The organism is Streptomyces sp. NPDC046716, from assembly GCF_040645755.1.
GTDB lineage: Bacteria > Actinomycetota > Actinomycetes > Streptomycetales > Streptomycetaceae > Streptomyces.
In genome coordinates, this window is record NZ_JBEYYU010000006.1 from 117,214 (window position 1) to 131,982 (window position 14,769).

Genomic DNA, 14,769 nt, shown 5'->3' on the forward strand with positions numbered 1-14,769 from the left:
ATCGGCTCATGGCCAAGTTCCGTATGAGACAGGGGATTTCAGCGCGCTGCCTCTTGAAGCTACCGACGAGTTCGAAAACGAGTCAATAGGTGTGCACGGGGTCGTGACCAGGGGCGGCGGGGGCCGGTGGGCGTGGTGGGTCCGGCCCGCGGCTCAGTCGCCCGGCGCCGCCTCGGGCGCGTGGCCGAAGTCGAGCACGTTCTCGGCGGTGCGCTCGGTCTCCTGCGCCGCTTCACGGGCGACGGCCAGGACGTCGCCCTGCTCGTCGACCAGCTGGTCGTAGATCGGGGCCGGGGCGGTGGACGGTGCGGGCACGACGAAAACTCCAGGTGGATGGGGTGCAGGAGGACCTGCGCTACGGACAAAAGGGGACCCTACGACGCCCCGGTCGAGCCCCGTCAACCGGGGTCGGGTTGGACGCGGGGCCCGCTCCAGGGCGCGCTGACCGCTTCGGGCCAACCCTGACCGCGGCGGGGACAGCGCGCGGAGAGGCGGACTACACAAGGGGGAGGGGGTCGGCGCTCGGTAGTCCACACGGGGAGGGCCGTCACATGATCACGATCGACGTCGCCGTCTTGCTGGGCATCATCGCCTTCTTCCTGCTGCGACGCCCCGTCGCCCCGAGAAAGCGGGTCGACACGTTCTTCGTGATGCTGGTCGCTCTCGTCCTCGGTGTCCTCATCGCCCCCACGCCCTTCGGCGAGGGCATCGCCAACGTGATGAACCAGCTGTCCACCAGCATCTCCAACTGGGGTAACTGACCAGGTGGCGGCCCGCGCCCCGCGGATGCGGGGCGCGGGCCGACGGGTTCGGGCCGCACGGTCCACGCAACGCGCGGGGTTCACAGATCGAGCGTGAGCCGGCCTCCCCTCGCCGCGCGGGACACGCACACCATCAGCGTCTCGTTCCCGGCCCGCTCCTGCGCGGTGAGCACACCGTCGCGGTGGTCGACCTCGCCCGCGAGCACGTCCGTCTCGCAGGTGCCGCAGGTGCCCTCCGCGCAGGAGTAGAGGACGTCCACGCCGGCGTCCCGCAGCGTGGTGAGGATCGATCGGCCCGCGGGGACCGTCAGCGTACGCCCCGAGCGGGCCAGTTCGACCTCGAAGCTCTCGTCGCCGTACCCGGCCGGTGCGGCCACCGGCGTGAAGCGCTCGGTGCGCAGGGATCCGGCCGGTACCAGGGCTTCCACCGCGGCGAGAAGGGACTCGGGCCCGCACGCGTAGACGAGTTCGCCGGGCCGCAGACCGGCGAGCAGGGGCGGCAGATCCAGCGGCCCCTCCTGGAACCGGACCCGCTCGGCGGGATACCGCGCGGTCAGCTCCCCGGTGAACGCCATCGAGGAGCGTGAACGGCCGCCGTAGGAGAGCGTCCAGGGCGCGTCGGCCGCCGCCAGCATCGGCAGGATCGGTGTGATGCCGATGCCGCCCGCCACGAACCGGTACGCCGGTGCCGCTTCGAGCCGGAAGTGGTTGCGCGGGCCACGGGCGCGGATGTGCCGACCCGGAGTCAACTCGTCGTGTACGTAGGCGGATCCGCCCCGACCGGCCGGTTCCCGCAGCACCGCGATCCGCCAGGACGACGCGTCCCCGCCGCACAAGGAGTACTGCCGCTCCAGGCCCTCGCCCAGCACCAGATCGATGTGGGCGCCCGGCTCCCACGCGGGCAGTGCCGCGCCGTCGGGGCGACGCAGCGTCAGGGAGACGACGCCGGTGGCCTCCGGGCGGCGCTCGGCGACGACTAGATCGGTCAACTCGTCCACGGTGCGGGGTCCTTGTCGGTGTCGGTACGGAGATCGGCGGCTCCGGGGTGGTCCGGGTGCGCGAGCATCCACTCCCACAGGGCGACCGGGTCCTCGGCCTCGTGACGCGCGCCGCAGTGGCAGACGCCGCTGAGCAGGTCGGTGCCGGGGAGCCAGTCGACGCGGTAGACGCCGGCGGCCACGGTCTCGCCGCTCATCCGGCGGCCAGCCGGGCGAGGATGCGGCGGGCGGCGAGGCCGCCGGTGTCGATGTTGATGCTCAACTCCTGGTACCCGGCGGGCTCGGAGTCCAGCGCGCGCTGCAGCAGGTTCAGCGCGTCGACGTCCTGCATGACCACCGTGTGGTTGAAGTCCCGCAGGAAGGTGGTGACGTCCTCGTCGTCGACCGCGAAGTTCCTGGAGACCGCCCAGAAGTCGTAGACCTTGCCTGGCGCGGACGGGGTGATCGCGTAGGTGATCTCGGTCAGGAAGGCGGGGGAGTCTTGGCCCGCCGGGCTGATGCGGCTGTGCAGGAGATACAGGCACGGCGCGTGGTACTCGATGTCCTGGAGCCGCTGGATGCGCCCCTCGATCCCGGTCGACCGGGCGTAGAACGGCGGGCAGGCGGCGTCCGTCATGTGCCGTGAGACGCGCACGATGCCGGCGGCCTCGTCCACCTCCGTCGTGATGGGCGTCTCGGCGACCTCCGGCGTGCCGATGTACCCGCCGTGCAGATACGTCTCGTGCGAGAGATCGAGGAGATTGTCGACGAGGAGTCCGTAGTCGGCGTCGATGGGTTCCATGCCCCGCACCGTGACCCAGCCGTCGGCGACCAGATGCGGGGCGCGCGGCACGGCGCCGGGATCGGCGAGCGCGGAGTCGCCGATCCACACCCACACCATGCCGTCCACCTCGGTCACCGGGTACGAACTCACGCGCGCGGTACGCGGGATGCGTTTCTGTCCCGGCACGAAGACGCAGGTGCCGGTCGTGTCGTACGTGAACCCGTGGTACCCGCAGACGACCCGGTCGCCGTCGAGCCCGCTCGCGGAGAGCGGGAAGCGGCGGTGCACGCACCGGTCGGCGAGCACCACCGGCTCACCGGCCTCCGTGCGGTACAGCGCGAGGGGTTCACCGAGGACGGTGCGGCCGAGGAGCTCGCGGCCGACCTCCGACGACCAGGCGGCGACGTACCACTGGTCGCGGGCGAAGGCCGGGCCGGCCGGCGGGTTCGGGCGGGCGGTCGTCATGGCAGGCGTCCCTCCTGTCACCGCGCGGCCACGGTGCCGCGCTTCGCCCACCAGAGTGGTGACGCGGGCCACACCCCGACAACGCCCCTTCCGTCAGACGGAAGCCGGAGGCGCGGCCGGGCCGCGGCCGGTGTCCGGCTGCCAGCCCAGGGCACGCGATATGCCCCGCCCGGCCAGCCGCAGCGCCGGGACGAGCGCGGGTGTCCGGGCGCCCGCGACCGGCACCACGACGGAGACCGCCGCGACCACGTCACCGCGCGGCCCGCGCACCGGAGCCGCCACCGACAGCGCGTCGTCGGTGATCTGACGGTCGCTCACCGCGATCCCGGAGCGCCGCACCTCGGCGAGCATCCCGCGCAGCCGCCCCGGCTCGGTCACCGTGTACGGAGTGAACGCGGCGAGGCCCTCGGCCGCGTACCCCTCCTGAAGATCACGCTCCCCGTGCGCGAGCAGGACGAGCCCCACGCCCGTGGCGTGCAACGGCCAGCGCGCGCCGACCCGCGAGTGGACGCCCACCGCGCTGCGCCCGGACAGCCGCTCGATGTAGACGACGTCCCGGCCGTCTCGGACCGCGAGATGCACGTTCTCGTGCGTCGCCTCGTACAGGTCCTCGAGGAACGGCAGCGCCGCCTGCCGCAGCCCGAGTCCGCGCGGGGCGAGTGCCGCCAGCTCCCACAGCCGCAGCCCCACGTGATAGCGGCCGGCCTCGTCCCGCTCCAGGGCGCCCCAGCCGGCGAGCGCGCCGACGAGCCGGTGCGCGGTGGCGAGCGGCAGCCCGGCGCGGTGGGCCAGTTCGGTGAGGGTGAGGTCCGGATGGTCCTGGTCGAACGCGCCGAGCACGTCGAGCAGCCGGTCCGGCGCCGTCCGCGTCACGGGGACACGCGGGAGCGCAGGAAGTCCAGGAGCACGGCGTTGAACCGGGCCGGCTGCTCGGCGCCCGGCAGGTGTCCGGCCCCCTCGATCACCGCGAGCGTCGCGTCGGGGATCAGCCGGGCGATCGCCTCGGCCTCGGCGACCGGCGTGTACACGTCGTCGGCGCCGACCACGACCAGGGCCGGCACCCGGGCCGCCGCCAGCGACTCCCGGTAGTCGGGCCGCTCGGCGCGCCCGCGCAGCGCCGCGGCGGCGCCCCGCGGATCGGTGGCCCGCATCATGGCGAGCACATCGGCGGCGACCCGTGGCAGCGCCGTGACGTTGTAGGCGGCGAGCATCTTGTCGATGACCTCGTCGGCGTACCCGGCCATCCCCTCGGCGAGCAGCCGGTCCGCGAGCCGGGCCCGGTGCTCCTTGCCCTCCGGTGTCTCGGCGGGCGCCGAGGTGTCGGACAGCACCAGCGCGGACGTCCGCCGCGGATGGCGCCGGTGGAACTCCATCGCGATCTGGCCGCCCATGGAGACCCCGCCGAGCACCGCCCGCTCCACGCCCGCGTGATCGAGCAGCGCGAGCACGTCGTCGGCGAACCGGGACAGCAGGACCTTGCCCTCGGCGACCTCGCTCTCCCCGTATCCGCGAAGGTCAGGGACGAGCACCCGGAACCCGGCGGCGGTCAGGGCGCCGGCCTGGGGGGCCCACAGGCTCCGGTTGAAGGGGTGCCCGTGCACGAGCACGACGGGCGTCCCGTCCCCGGGGCCGAGATCGTCGTGGCGCAGAACAGCGCCGTCCACCGTGAGCCGGGCCATCGCACTCTCCTGATCGGGTCGGGTGTCCGGACCGTACGGTGCGCCGATCCACCCGATCAAGAGGCCGGACCGATTTGGGAAGGACTCCTTACTGAAGTGACTAGACTGGTGACATGACCTCGTCGTCACCCCCGATGCCGCGCCCCTCGCTCGAGATGCTGCGCGCGCTCACCGACGAGAACGTGCTGCGGTGCCTGATGTCCGAGCACCGCCTCACCCGGGCCGAGATCGCCGCCCGTACCGGCATCTCCCGGCCCACGATCTCCGACAGCGTGCGGCGGCTCGTCGCCGCGGACCTGGTCGTCGACACGGGGGAGCGCACCACGGGACGCGGCCGGGTCGGCGCGTACTACGGCCTCGCCCCCGGGCTGGGAGCCGCGCTCGTCGTCGGCATCACCCCGCGCGGGGTCACCGCCGAGGCCGTCGACGCCCTCGGCCGCGTGCGGGCGCGCGAGGAGACGGCGCTCGCGCGGGACGCGGGCCGGCAGGCCGCGGGCGACGCCCTGGACTCGGCCGTGCGACGCCTCGCCGGGCGCGCCGGGGGACGGCTGCGCACCGCCGTCGTCAGCGCCGCGGACCCCGTCGACCGGGGCACGGGCCGTCTCGCGCACCTGCCCGACGCGCCGTTCCTCGTCGGCGACCTCGACCCGCCGGACGTCCTCGCCCCCTACGTCGGCGGCGACGGAACCGTCCTCGTCGACAACGACGTCAACTGGGCGGCCCGCGCCGAGCGTGCCGAGGGCTGCGCCCGGGGCGTCGACGACTTCGTCTACCTGCACCTCGGCGAAGGACTCGGCGGCGCCGTCGTCTGCGACGGCGAAGTGCGCCGCGGCGACCACGGCTTCGCCGGCGAGATCGCCCACCTGTACGTCCCGGGCCCGGGCGGCGGCGCCCTGCCGCTCACCGAAGTGTTCGCCGCGCTCGGCCTGCGCCGGCCGGGTTCCACGGCGATCGACGTCGCCGCACTGCGCGCCCGGCTCACCGCGCCCGGCGACCGGGCCGTCCGCACGGCCCTCGCCGACGCGATCGGCGCCGTCGTCGCGGCGGCCGTGGCCTTCGCCGACCCCCGCACGGTGGTCGTCGGCGGCGGCTGGGGCCCCGCACTGGTACCCGCGCTTGACGACCGCTTCCGCCACGGCCCACGCCCCGTCCCGGTCCGCGCGGCAGGCCTGCCCGCCCCCGAACTGACCGGCGCCCGCGCCCACGCCGTGGACCGCCTGCGCGCCCTCGTCGTCCACTCGGCCCACCCGGCCCTCACCACCTGACCACCCCCTTCGAACCAGGAACCACCGTGACCACGCAGCAAGAGCAGACCGCCCGTCCCGCCACCCCGCCCGACATCCGTCTCGTCGTCACCGACATGGACGGCACGCTCCTCGACGCCGACGGGCGCGTACCGGACGAGGTGTGGCCGCTCCTCGCGGAGCTGGACCGGCGCGGCATCGTCTTCTGCCCGGCCAGCGGACGCCAGTACGCCACGCTCGCCGCCCAGTTCGCCGCCGTGGACGACGGCGGCATGGTCTACGTCGCGGAGAACGGGACCTACGTCGTGCGCGGCGGCACCGAACTCACCTCCGACGTGCTCGACCCGGCGGTGGTCTCCTGGATCGTCAAGTCGATACGTCAACTGGTCGACGAGGACGGCGGCACGGGCGCGGACCTGGGCGTCGTCGTCTGCGGCAAGCGGTCCGCATACGTGGAGCGCTCCGACGAGGCCTTCATGACCGAGGTGCGCAAGTACTACCGCAACCACCGCGTCGTCGACGACATCACGGCCGTCGACGACGACGTCATCAAGGTCGCCGTCTTCGACTTCGGCCTCGCGGAGCGGACCGTCGCCCCGGCCCTCGCCGCACTCAAGGACACGCACCAGGTCGTCGTCTCCGGGGAGCACTGGGTCGACGTCATGAACCTCAGCGCGAACAAGGGCGTCGCCGTCCGCCGCCTCCAGCGCGAACTCGGCATCACGCCCGCCCAGACCATGGTCTTCGGCGACTACCTCAACGACCTGGAGATGCTGGACGCCGCCGACTGGTCGTACGCGATGGAGGGCGCGCACCCCGACGTACTGCGCCGCGCCCGCCACCGCGCCCCCGCGCACACCGACAACGGCGTCGTCCGCACCGTGCGCGCCGTCCTCGGTCTGCCTGCGCGGCACTGACCGGAGCGGTCCGCGGGCGGCCGGCGACGCTCGAAGGCCCTCTACGCGGGATCCGCGCGATACGGGACCGTGGCCCCATGACCTCGCTGCCGCCCGTGACGCCCGCACGCGCCGCCTGCTACGCCTGCGCGAACGAAGCCCGGTTCGACGACCTGCCGCCGCGCGAGCTCGTCGCCCACGACGCCCACTGGCGCGTCGCCCACTCCTTCACCAGCGCGCTGCCCGGCTGGCTCGTCCTGCTGCCCCGGCGCCATGTGACCGCGGTGCACGAACTCAGCGACACCGAGGCGGCGACCCTGGGCGGCTGGCAGGTGGGCGCCTCGCGGGCCCTGCGCGCTGTCACGGGCTGCGCCAAGACGTACGTCGCCCAGTTCGCGGAGGCCGACGGCTTCGCCCATGTCCACTTCCACGTGGTGCCCCGCGCCACGGAACTGCCCGCGGCCCGACGAGGGCCCGGCGTCTTCGAGTTGCTGCACCGGCCGAAGCGCGAGCGGGTCACCGCGGCGCAGGCGGACGAGATCGCCCTCGCGCTGCGCGCCCATCTCTGAGCGCCGACGACCATGGCCGGATCGCGCCCCTCGATTGGCATGGACCTGTCCATGATCCCTCGCTAGGCTGCGCCACCGGCACCCGAAGGGAGCGCTCCCAGCGCGTGCCGTGCTGTTCCGTTCGGTTCCACCCCCACACCACTGGAACAACGAAGGGTCGCACCATGAGACGTACGAGACGACGCACCACCTCCCTGCGCACCGTCCTCTCCGCCCTCGTCGTCACGGGGGCCTGTGCGACGGCAGGATTCGTCCCGGCCGCCACCGCCACCGCCCAGCCCCCCGCGTCCGACGGCGTACTCGCCGCCATGCAGCACGATTTCGGCCTCACCCGTGGCCAGGCCGAGACGCGACTGGCCACCGAGAAGAAGGCCGCCGCCACCGAACGGCAGGCGCGCCGGGCCGCCGGATCCGGCTACGCCGGATCCTGGTTCACCGCGCGCGACGGCCGGCTGACCGTCGCCCTGGCGGACCGCGCCAAGGCCGACGCCGTACGGGCCACCGGAGCCGACGTGGAACTCGTCGCCCGCAGCGCCCGGCAGCTCGACACCGCCAAAGCGCGCATCGACGACCTCAAGGCCCCGTCCGGCGTGGCCAGTTGGCGCGTCGACTGGCGGGCCAACAGCGTCGTCGTGGACGTCGTCGCAGGCCGACAGGGCGACAACGATGTCAAGAGCTTTCTCGCACGGGCCCGCGCAGCAGGCGGCTCCCTGAAGGTCGAGACCACCGACCACGCACCCTCCACCCTCGCCGCGGGCACCGTCGGCGGCGACCCCTTCTACACCGGCAACGTCCGCTGCTCCATAGGCTTCTCGGTGCAGGGCGGCTTCGTCACGGCGGGCCACTGCGGCGGCGCCGGACAGGGCGTCAACGGCTGGGACGGCAGCTACGTCGGCAACATCCAGGGCTCGTCGTTCCCCGACAACGACTACGCCTGGGTCAACGTCGGCAGCGGCTGGTGGACGGTGCCCGTGGTGCTCGGCTGGGGCACGGTCTCCGACCAGCTCGTACGCGGCTCGAACGAGGCGCCGATCGGCGCCTCGATCTGCCGCTCCGGCTCCACCTCGCACTGGCACTGCGGCACCGTTCTCGCCAAGAACGAGACCGTCAACTACAGCCAGGGCGCCGTGCGCCAGATGACCAAGACGAACGTGTGCGCCGAACCCGGCGACTCGGGCGGCTCGTTCATCAGCGGTGACCAGGCCCAGGGCGTCACCTCCGGCGGCTGGGGCAACTGCACCGGCGGCGGCGAGACCTGGTACCAGCCGATCAACGAGATCCTGAACCGCTACGGCCTGACCCTGCACACGGCCTGACGCGCGTCCGGGAGGGGCGCCGGCGCCGGTCCGAATCCACTGGCGCCGGCGCCCCGAACCGACCATGATCACCGTTCATGACGACGGTCCCGCAGCAGTCACCGGCCCACGCGGCCGCTCGCAACAACGCCCTGTGGTGCGCCGCGATGAGCCGCACCCACGGAGTCACCGGCATGTTCACCGACGACGCCTGGGCGGCCCCGGTCCGCACGCCCCCGTACTACCCCGACGCGGTGACCCTGGCGCCCGGCGCGGATCCCGCCGCGCTCGTGGCGCGGATCGACACCGCGGCGCCGGGCGCCACCGTCAAGGACAGCTTCGGCGATCTCGACCTGACCGGCGCCGGGTTCGAGGTGCTGTTCGCGGCCCGCTGGATCCACCGTCCGGCCGCCGCGCCCACGCCGGGCCCGGCCCCGGCCTGGGACGAGGTGCGGGACCCGGACACCCTGCGGGCCTGGGCCCTCGCCTGGGACGACGGGAACGGCGACGCGGACGTCTTCCGGGCCGAACTCCTCGACACGCCCGGCGTCCACGTGATCGCCGGACGCGACACGCGCGGGCGGGTGTCGGCGGGCGCCGTGCTCAGCGAGGGCGCCGACGCGGTCGGTGTCTCCAACGTCTTCTCCCGCGACACGGAGCCGGACACCGCCTGGCGGTGCGCCCTGGCCGCCGCCCACCACCTCTGCCCGGGCCTGCCCGTCGTCGGCTACGAACACGGCGACGACCTGACGGCAGCCCTGCGCCACGGCTTCGCGGCCGTCGGCCCGCTCCGGATCTGGCTCAAGCCCTGAACGCCGGCGCCACGGCCGACGCCCCGCGCTCCGCCAACTGGGTCGGAGTGCCGAGGAGTTGGCTCCGTCGGTGATGTGATGGGCGGTGACACCCACCCGACCGAGCCGGGCAGGAGCATCATGACCACCCACCAGACCGACGCCGGGACCCACGCCCAGAGCGACCCACAGCCCGGCACGCCGGCGCCCGCGTCGCTGTTCAGCGCGGAACGCTCCGCCGAGATCGTCGCCGACAGCTTCGCCCGCACCCCCGACCCCCGGCTGCGCGAGATCCTCGATTCCCTCGTGCACCACCTGCACGCGTTCGCCAAGGACGTGGACCTCACCGTCGACGAATGGGCCGCGGGAATCCGCTTCCTCACCGAGACCGGCCACACCTGCGACGACACCCGGCAGGAGTTCATCATGCTGTCCGATGTGCTCGGGCTCTCCATGCTCGTGGAGACCCTGGCCCATCCGGCCCGCGGCCAGGTCACCGAATCGACCGTGGAAGGCCCCTTCCACATGGTCGGCTCACCGCCGCGCGCCCTCGGCGACACCATCGACGAGGCGGCAGCCGGAGGCGAGGCGTGCCTGGTCACCGGCCGGGTCACGGACGCCGACGGCACCCCCGTCGCGGGCGCACGCGTCGACGTGTGGCAGGCCGACGCCGACGGCTACTACGACGTGCAGCGCCCCGGCGAGGTCCCCGACCGCAATCTGCGCGGGCTGTTCACCGCCGACGACGACGGCCGGTTCTGGTTCCGCACCATCGTGCCGCGCCACTACCCGATCCCCACCGACGGCCCCGTGGGCGGACTGCTCCGGGCCACCGGGCGGCACAGCTACCGGGCCGCCCACATCCACGTCGCAGTGACCTCGCCCGCGACCCGCACCCTGACCACCCATCTGTTCGTCGCCGGGTCGCCCTACTTGGACTCCGACGCGGTCTTCGGCGTCAAGGAGAGCCTGGTCCGCGACTTCGCCGAGGTCGACGACCCCGAGCGGGCGGCCGCGCACGGCCTGCCGAACCCGTTCCGGCACGTCGACTTCCCGGTCACGGTCCGGCGCGACGCCTGACAGCCGTGCGCCCCCGGTCACCGTGCGCGCCCCCGCCGACAGCCGAACGCGCCACGGAGCCACGGGGCACGCGCGCCGACGACACAGACGACATCCCGGAGAACGGAGCCATGACCGACCACCCCGCGGAATCCCCGGACGTGACCGTCCACGAGACGTTGCCCGCCCGCGTCCTCCTCGGCGCGGGCGCCCGCCACTGCGTCCCCGACGAGTGCGAACGCCTCGGCGCCCGGAGCGTCCTGCTCGTCTCCACCCCGTCCGCCGCCGCACCCGCCGGTGAACTCGCGGACGCCCTCGGCCCGCGCCTCGCCGCCCGCTTCGGCCGTCCGGCGGCACACACCCCGGTCGCGGTCACGGCCGACGCGCTGCGCCTGGTGGACGAGGTGTCCGCCGACGCCGTCGTGGCGCTCGGCGGCGGTTCCGCCGTCGGCCTCGCCAAGGCCCTCTCCGTACGCACCGGCATCCCGCAGATCGCCGTCCCCACCACCTACGCCGGCTCGGAGGCGACCCCCGTTCTCGGCGAGACCGAGAACGGCGTGAAGACCACCCGCCGCGCGGCCGCCATCGCGCCGGGCACGATCGTCTACGACCCCGAACTGACCCTGACCCTGCCGCCGGGCCTCACCCTCACCAGCGCCCTCAACGCCCTCGCCCACGCCGTGGAGGCCCTGTGGGCGCCGGACGCCACTCCCGTGACCGACGCGCTGGCCACCGAGGCCGCCGAGGGCCTGCTCACCGCCCTGCCCCGAGTGCTCGACGCGCCCGCGCACCCGGGCCACCGCGGGCACCTCCAGTCGAGCGCCTGGCTCGCCGGACTCTGCCTCGCGGGAACCCGCATGGGCCTGCACCATCAACTCGCCCACGCCCTCGGCGGCACCTACGACCTGCCCCACGCGGCCCTGCACGCGCTGCTCCTGCCGCACGTCCTATCCTTCAACCTGCCGTCCGCCCCGCACGCCGCCGCCCGGCTGTCCCGCGCCACCGGCGGCGCCGACCCGGTGGCGGCCGTCGCCCGCCTCGCCCGCTCCTACGACGGCCCGACCACGCTCGCCGACCTCGGCGTCCCGCACGACGGACTGCGCGCGATCGCCGAACGTGTCGCGGCCGCGCCCCACCCCAACCCCCGCCCGGTGACCGCAGATTCGGTCGAAGGGCTCCTCGAAGCAGCCTTCTAGTCAGAGCGGCGCACGTGCGCCGCTCTGTGCCTCAATTCTCCCCCCATGCGCCGGAGGCTCTCTCTCTGCGCATGCGGTGCGCCCCCTTGAAGGGGCTTCGCCGCGGCCGACCCGGGTGATACCGCTGGAGACACGTCACTACCGCTGGGGGGATGAAAGGACTCGGCATGACACCTCAGACTCATCTCGAAGCGGGGCGGCTGTCCGCCATAGCCAAGATCCTCGACCGGGCCGACGGCCACCTCAGCGCCGCCGTCCGCGAATGGGCCACGCTCCCCGCCCCCGTCGACGAGCGCAACCTGAGCGGGATCCAGTCGCTGCTCGAAGTGTCGCGCAGCGCCTCCCGCGACGTGACCTGCGCGGTGCGCCACGCGGGCAGCGGCGATCTCGCCCAGGCCCACTTCCACCTCGAGGCGGCGCGCACGGCCCCCGACAAGCATCCGGCGCTCGCGGCCGCCATGTACGGACCGCTGCCGGCCGGGGTGCGCACCGCGCTCCAACTCCTGCGCGGCATCCGGGGGTTCTTCAGCGCGGAGGCCGAGGACGCCTTCGTCCGCGCCCTCACCGGCCACCCCCAGCCGCAGGGCCTCGCGGGCTGACCCCGGCCCGGCACGCACCCCGGCCAACTTCCGCGCGGACGGCCCGAATCTCCTGTACTCGACAGGGGCATGACACTCCCTGCATGCGTCATCCCCCCATCGCAGTGACAGGAGAGCATGGTGAAGCCCACCCGGACCCTGCGCAGAGCGTCCGTCGTCACCGGAGGCGCCCTCGCCCTGGTCCTCGCCCTCGCCGGCAGCGCCGTGGCCGCCCCGCCCGGCGCCCTGCCCGGCAACGCGGACGGCACGGAGGCCACGTTCCAGCCCGCGTTCGACTACGACACCGACGGCTGCTACCCGACACCAGCCATCGGCGCCGACGGGACCCTCAACGGCGGACTCAACCCCAGCGGCGCCCTCAACGGCCAGTGCCGCGACGCCGAGGACCTCGCCAACACCAACGGCTACGCCCGCGCCAAGTGCAACAACGGCTGGTGCGCCGTCATGTACGGCCTCTACTTCGAGAAGGACCAGGCGGTGCCCGGCAGCGGCCTCGGCGGCCACCGCCACGACTGGGAACACGTCGTCGTCTGGGTGAAGGACGGCACCGCCCAGTACGTCGCCACCTCCGCCCACGGCGACTTCGTCGTCCACACCCGCGACCAGATCCGCTGGGACGGCACCCACCCCAAGATCGTCTACCACAAGGACGGCATCGGCACCCATTGCTTCCGCGCCGCGACCGTCGGCGACGAGCCCCCGGAGAACCACCGTGGCACCTGGCAGTACCCCACCCTCGTCGGCTGGAACGGCTATCCGCCCGGCCTGCGCGACGCCCTGAGCGCCCACGACTTCGGCAGCGCCACCTTCGGCCTGAAGGACGCCTCCTTCGCGAGCCACCTGGCCGCCGCCCTCCCCGACGGCGTTCCGTTCGACGTCAACGCCTGAGCGGCCGTTCCGGACGACCGACCGACACCGCCGTCGGACAGCGGTGAGGCCCGACCGCCGTGGAGGCGCACGGCGGTCGGGCCGGGAACCGGATCGGGTCGATTCAGGCCGACGTGACCTTCACCGGTTCCGTATCGGGGGAGCTGTGCCGCTGGGCCCAGCTCTCCAGCGCCGTCCGGCAGGCGTGGTCGAGATGGTGCAGTCCCGACAGATCCACCTCGACGGGCCGGTCGTGGGGGAGCGCCTCCAGGCTGTCGAGGATCTTCGGCAGCCGCAGGAACGTCGCGTTCCCCGACAGGTGTGCCTGCACCGGGCCCGCCCCCTTGTCCACCACCTCCAGCTTCACCTGGGAGGCGTCCCACGCCGTCTTCACGACGGACAGCGCCACACCCACCAGCACGCCCTCGAACATGCTGACCGAGACGATCGACACCGCCGTGACCGCCAGGATCAGCACCTCCCCGCGCTGCTCGCGCCACAGACCCACCACGGTCCGTACGGGAATGAGCTTCGCCCCGGCGTGCACGAGCACACCCGCGAGCGCAGGGACCGGGATGTAGGCCAGCGCGGCGGGCAGCAGCGCCGCGAACAGCAGCAGCCACACGCCGTGCAGGACCCGCGACGCCTTGGTGCGGGCACCGGCCTGGACATTGGCGGCGCTGCGCACGATCACCGCCGTCATCGGCGGCGCGCCGAGCACGCCGCACACCGTGTTGCCCGCGCCCTGCGCCAGCAACTCCTTGTCGTACGAGGTCCGGGGGCCGTCGTGCATACGGTCCACGGCCGCCGCGCTGAACAGCGACTCGGCGGAGGCGATCAGGGTGAACGCGACGATGGTCCCGGCCAGACTCAGGCCGGCGATGCCGGTGAAGGTGTCGAGGGACGGCGGCTGCACGGACTCCACGAGCCCGCTGACCTCGACGGTGGCCACCCGCAGGTCGAGGACGAGGACCGCGATGACCGCGAGGCCCACCGCGGCCAGTGGCCCGGGCACCACACGCACCCGCCGCGGCAGGTGCTTCCACAGCACCAGGACGGCGACGGTGCCGGCGCCCAGGGCCAGTGAGGCGATCGAGCGGGTGCTCCCGAGCGCGTCGACGAACGCGCCGGGCAGCCCGGCCACCTTGCCGATCCCCGACTCGGGCGCCTCCGCCGCGAATATCGAGTACAGCTGACCGGCGATGAGCACGAGCCCGATGCCGGCCAGCATCCCTTCCACCACCGAGACCGAGATGGCCCGGAAGTAGCGCCCCAGCTTGAGCGCGCCCATGCCGATCTGCAGCAGCCCGGTGGCGAGCACCACGACCCCGAGCCCGGGAAGGCCGAACTCCCGCACCGCCTCGTAGACGAGCACGGTCAACCCGGCCGCGGGGCCGGACACCTGGAGGCTGCTGCCGCGCATCAGGCCGGTGACGATGCCGCCGACGATGCCCGTGACCAGGCCGAGTTCGGCGGGCACACCGGAGGCCACCGCCACACCCACGCACAGGGGGAGGGCGACGAGGAAGACGACGAGTGAGGCGGTGAAGTCCTGCTTGAAGTGAGGGTATTTGGTCATCAGGGCAC

17 protein-coding genes are annotated in these 14,769 nt (G+C 73.5%); 10 read left to right on the plus strand and 7 right to left on the minus strand.

Annotated elements, in window-relative coordinates; all coding sequences use genetic code 11:
• Window positions 1-153: 153 nt before the first annotated feature.
• A complete protein-coding gene (locus ABZ930_RS06720; RefSeq protein WP_361542553.1) occupies window positions 154-315 on the minus strand; it encodes a hypothetical protein in 162 nt (53 codons plus the stop codon).
• Between the two features lie 236 nt (window positions 316-551).
• On the opposite strand from ABZ930_RS06720, the gene ABZ930_RS06725 reads away from it, so the two are divergent.
• Complete coding sequence (locus tag ABZ930_RS06725) at window positions 552-761, plus strand: hypothetical protein (protein WP_361542555.1); 210 nt, start codon at window positions 552-554, stop codon at window positions 759-761.
• Between the two features lie 80 nt (window positions 762-841).
• On the opposite strand, the gene ABZ930_RS06730 is transcribed toward ABZ930_RS06725, so the two are convergent.
• The 5 genes from ABZ930_RS06730 to ABZ930_RS06750 form a co-directional block, all read right to left on the minus strand.
• Complete coding sequence (locus ABZ930_RS06730) at window positions 842-1,759, minus strand: PDR/VanB family oxidoreductase (RefSeq protein WP_361542558.1); 918 nt, start codon at window positions 1,757-1,759, stop codon at window positions 842-844.
• Window positions 1,747-1,956 (minus strand): hypothetical protein, encoded by a 210-nt coding sequence (locus ABZ930_RS06735; RefSeq protein WP_361542561.1) that lies wholly within the window; start codon window positions 1,954-1,956, stop codon window positions 1,747-1,749. The genes ABZ930_RS06730 and ABZ930_RS06735 overlap by 13 nt, the downstream gene beginning before the upstream one ends.
• Window positions 1,953-2,987 (minus strand): aromatic ring-hydroxylating dioxygenase subunit alpha, encoded by a 1,035-nt coding sequence (locus ABZ930_RS06740; protein WP_361542564.1) that lies wholly within the window; start codon window positions 2,985-2,987, stop codon window positions 1,953-1,955. Before ABZ930_RS06740 ends, ABZ930_RS06735 begins: the two co-directional genes overlap by 4 nt.
• Before the next feature lie 93 nt (window positions 2,988-3,080).
• A complete protein-coding gene (locus ABZ930_RS06745) occupies window positions 3,081-3,860 on the minus strand; it encodes an IclR family transcriptional regulator (RefSeq protein ID WP_361542568.1) in 780 nt (259 codons plus the stop codon).
• Complete coding sequence (locus ABZ930_RS06750; protein ID WP_361542571.1) at window positions 3,857-4,666, minus strand: alpha/beta fold hydrolase; 810 nt, start codon at window positions 4,664-4,666, stop codon at window positions 3,857-3,859. The genes ABZ930_RS06745 and ABZ930_RS06750 overlap by 4 nt, the downstream gene beginning before the upstream one ends.
• Window positions 4,667-4,779: 113 nt before the next feature.
• On the opposite strand from ABZ930_RS06750, the gene ABZ930_RS06755 reads away from it, so the two are divergent.
• The 9 genes from ABZ930_RS06755 (at window position 4,780) to ABZ930_RS06795 (ending at window position 13,203) form a co-directional block, all read left to right on the plus strand.
• On the plus strand, window positions 4,780-5,931 hold the full coding sequence (locus tag ABZ930_RS06755; protein ID WP_361542574.1) for an ROK family transcriptional regulator: 1,152 nt from the start codon (window positions 4,780-4,782) through the stop codon (window positions 5,929-5,931).
• 26 nt (window positions 5,932-5,957) lie between these two features.
• On the plus strand, window positions 5,958-6,827 hold the full coding sequence (locus tag ABZ930_RS06760) for a Cof-type HAD-IIB family hydrolase (RefSeq protein WP_361542576.1): 870 nt from the start codon (window positions 5,958-5,960) through the stop codon (window positions 6,825-6,827).
• 77 nt (window positions 6,828-6,904) lie between these two features.
• Complete coding sequence (locus tag ABZ930_RS06765; protein ID WP_361542579.1) at window positions 6,905-7,375, plus strand: HIT domain-containing protein; 471 nt, start codon at window positions 6,905-6,907, stop codon at window positions 7,373-7,375.
• 164 nt (window positions 7,376-7,539) lie between these two features.
• Complete coding sequence (locus ABZ930_RS06770) at window positions 7,540-8,691, plus strand: S1 family peptidase (protein WP_361542582.1); 1,152 nt, start codon at window positions 7,540-7,542, stop codon at window positions 8,689-8,691.
• A gap of 77 nt (window positions 8,692-8,768) precedes the next feature.
• Window positions 8,769-9,482 (plus strand): hypothetical protein, encoded by a 714-nt coding sequence (locus ABZ930_RS06775; protein ID WP_361542585.1) that lies wholly within the window; start codon window positions 8,769-8,771, stop codon window positions 9,480-9,482.
• 120 nt (window positions 9,483-9,602) lie between these two features.
• Window positions 9,603-10,541: a dioxygenase gene (locus tag ABZ930_RS06780; RefSeq protein WP_361542588.1), complete on the plus strand. Its 939-nt coding sequence runs from the start codon at window positions 9,603-9,605 to the stop codon at window positions 10,539-10,541.
• A gap of 110 nt (window positions 10,542-10,651) precedes the next feature.
• Complete coding sequence (locus tag ABZ930_RS06785) at window positions 10,652-11,716, plus strand: maleylacetate reductase (protein ID WP_361542591.1); 1,065 nt, start codon at window positions 10,652-10,654, stop codon at window positions 11,714-11,716.
• Window positions 11,717-11,883: 167 nt separating this feature from the next.
• Window positions 11,884-12,315: a hypothetical protein gene (locus ABZ930_RS06790; protein ID WP_361542594.1), complete on the plus strand. Its 432-nt coding sequence runs from the start codon at window positions 11,884-11,886 to the stop codon at window positions 12,313-12,315.
• 117 nt (window positions 12,316-12,432) lie between these two features.
• The gene (locus ABZ930_RS06795) at window positions 12,433-13,203 is read left to right on the plus strand and encodes an NPP1 family protein (protein ID WP_361542597.1); all 771 of its coding nucleotides are present in this window, start codon (window positions 12,433-12,435) and stop codon (window positions 13,201-13,203) included.
• A gap of 103 nt (window positions 13,204-13,306) precedes the next feature.
• On the opposite strand, the gene ABZ930_RS06800 is transcribed toward ABZ930_RS06795, so the two are convergent.
• Window positions 13,307-14,761, minus strand: coding sequence for a SulP family inorganic anion transporter (locus tag ABZ930_RS06800; protein WP_361542600.1), 1,455 nt, complete (start codon window positions 14,759-14,761; stop codon window positions 13,307-13,309).
• Window positions 14,762-14,769 lie beyond the last annotated feature (8 nt).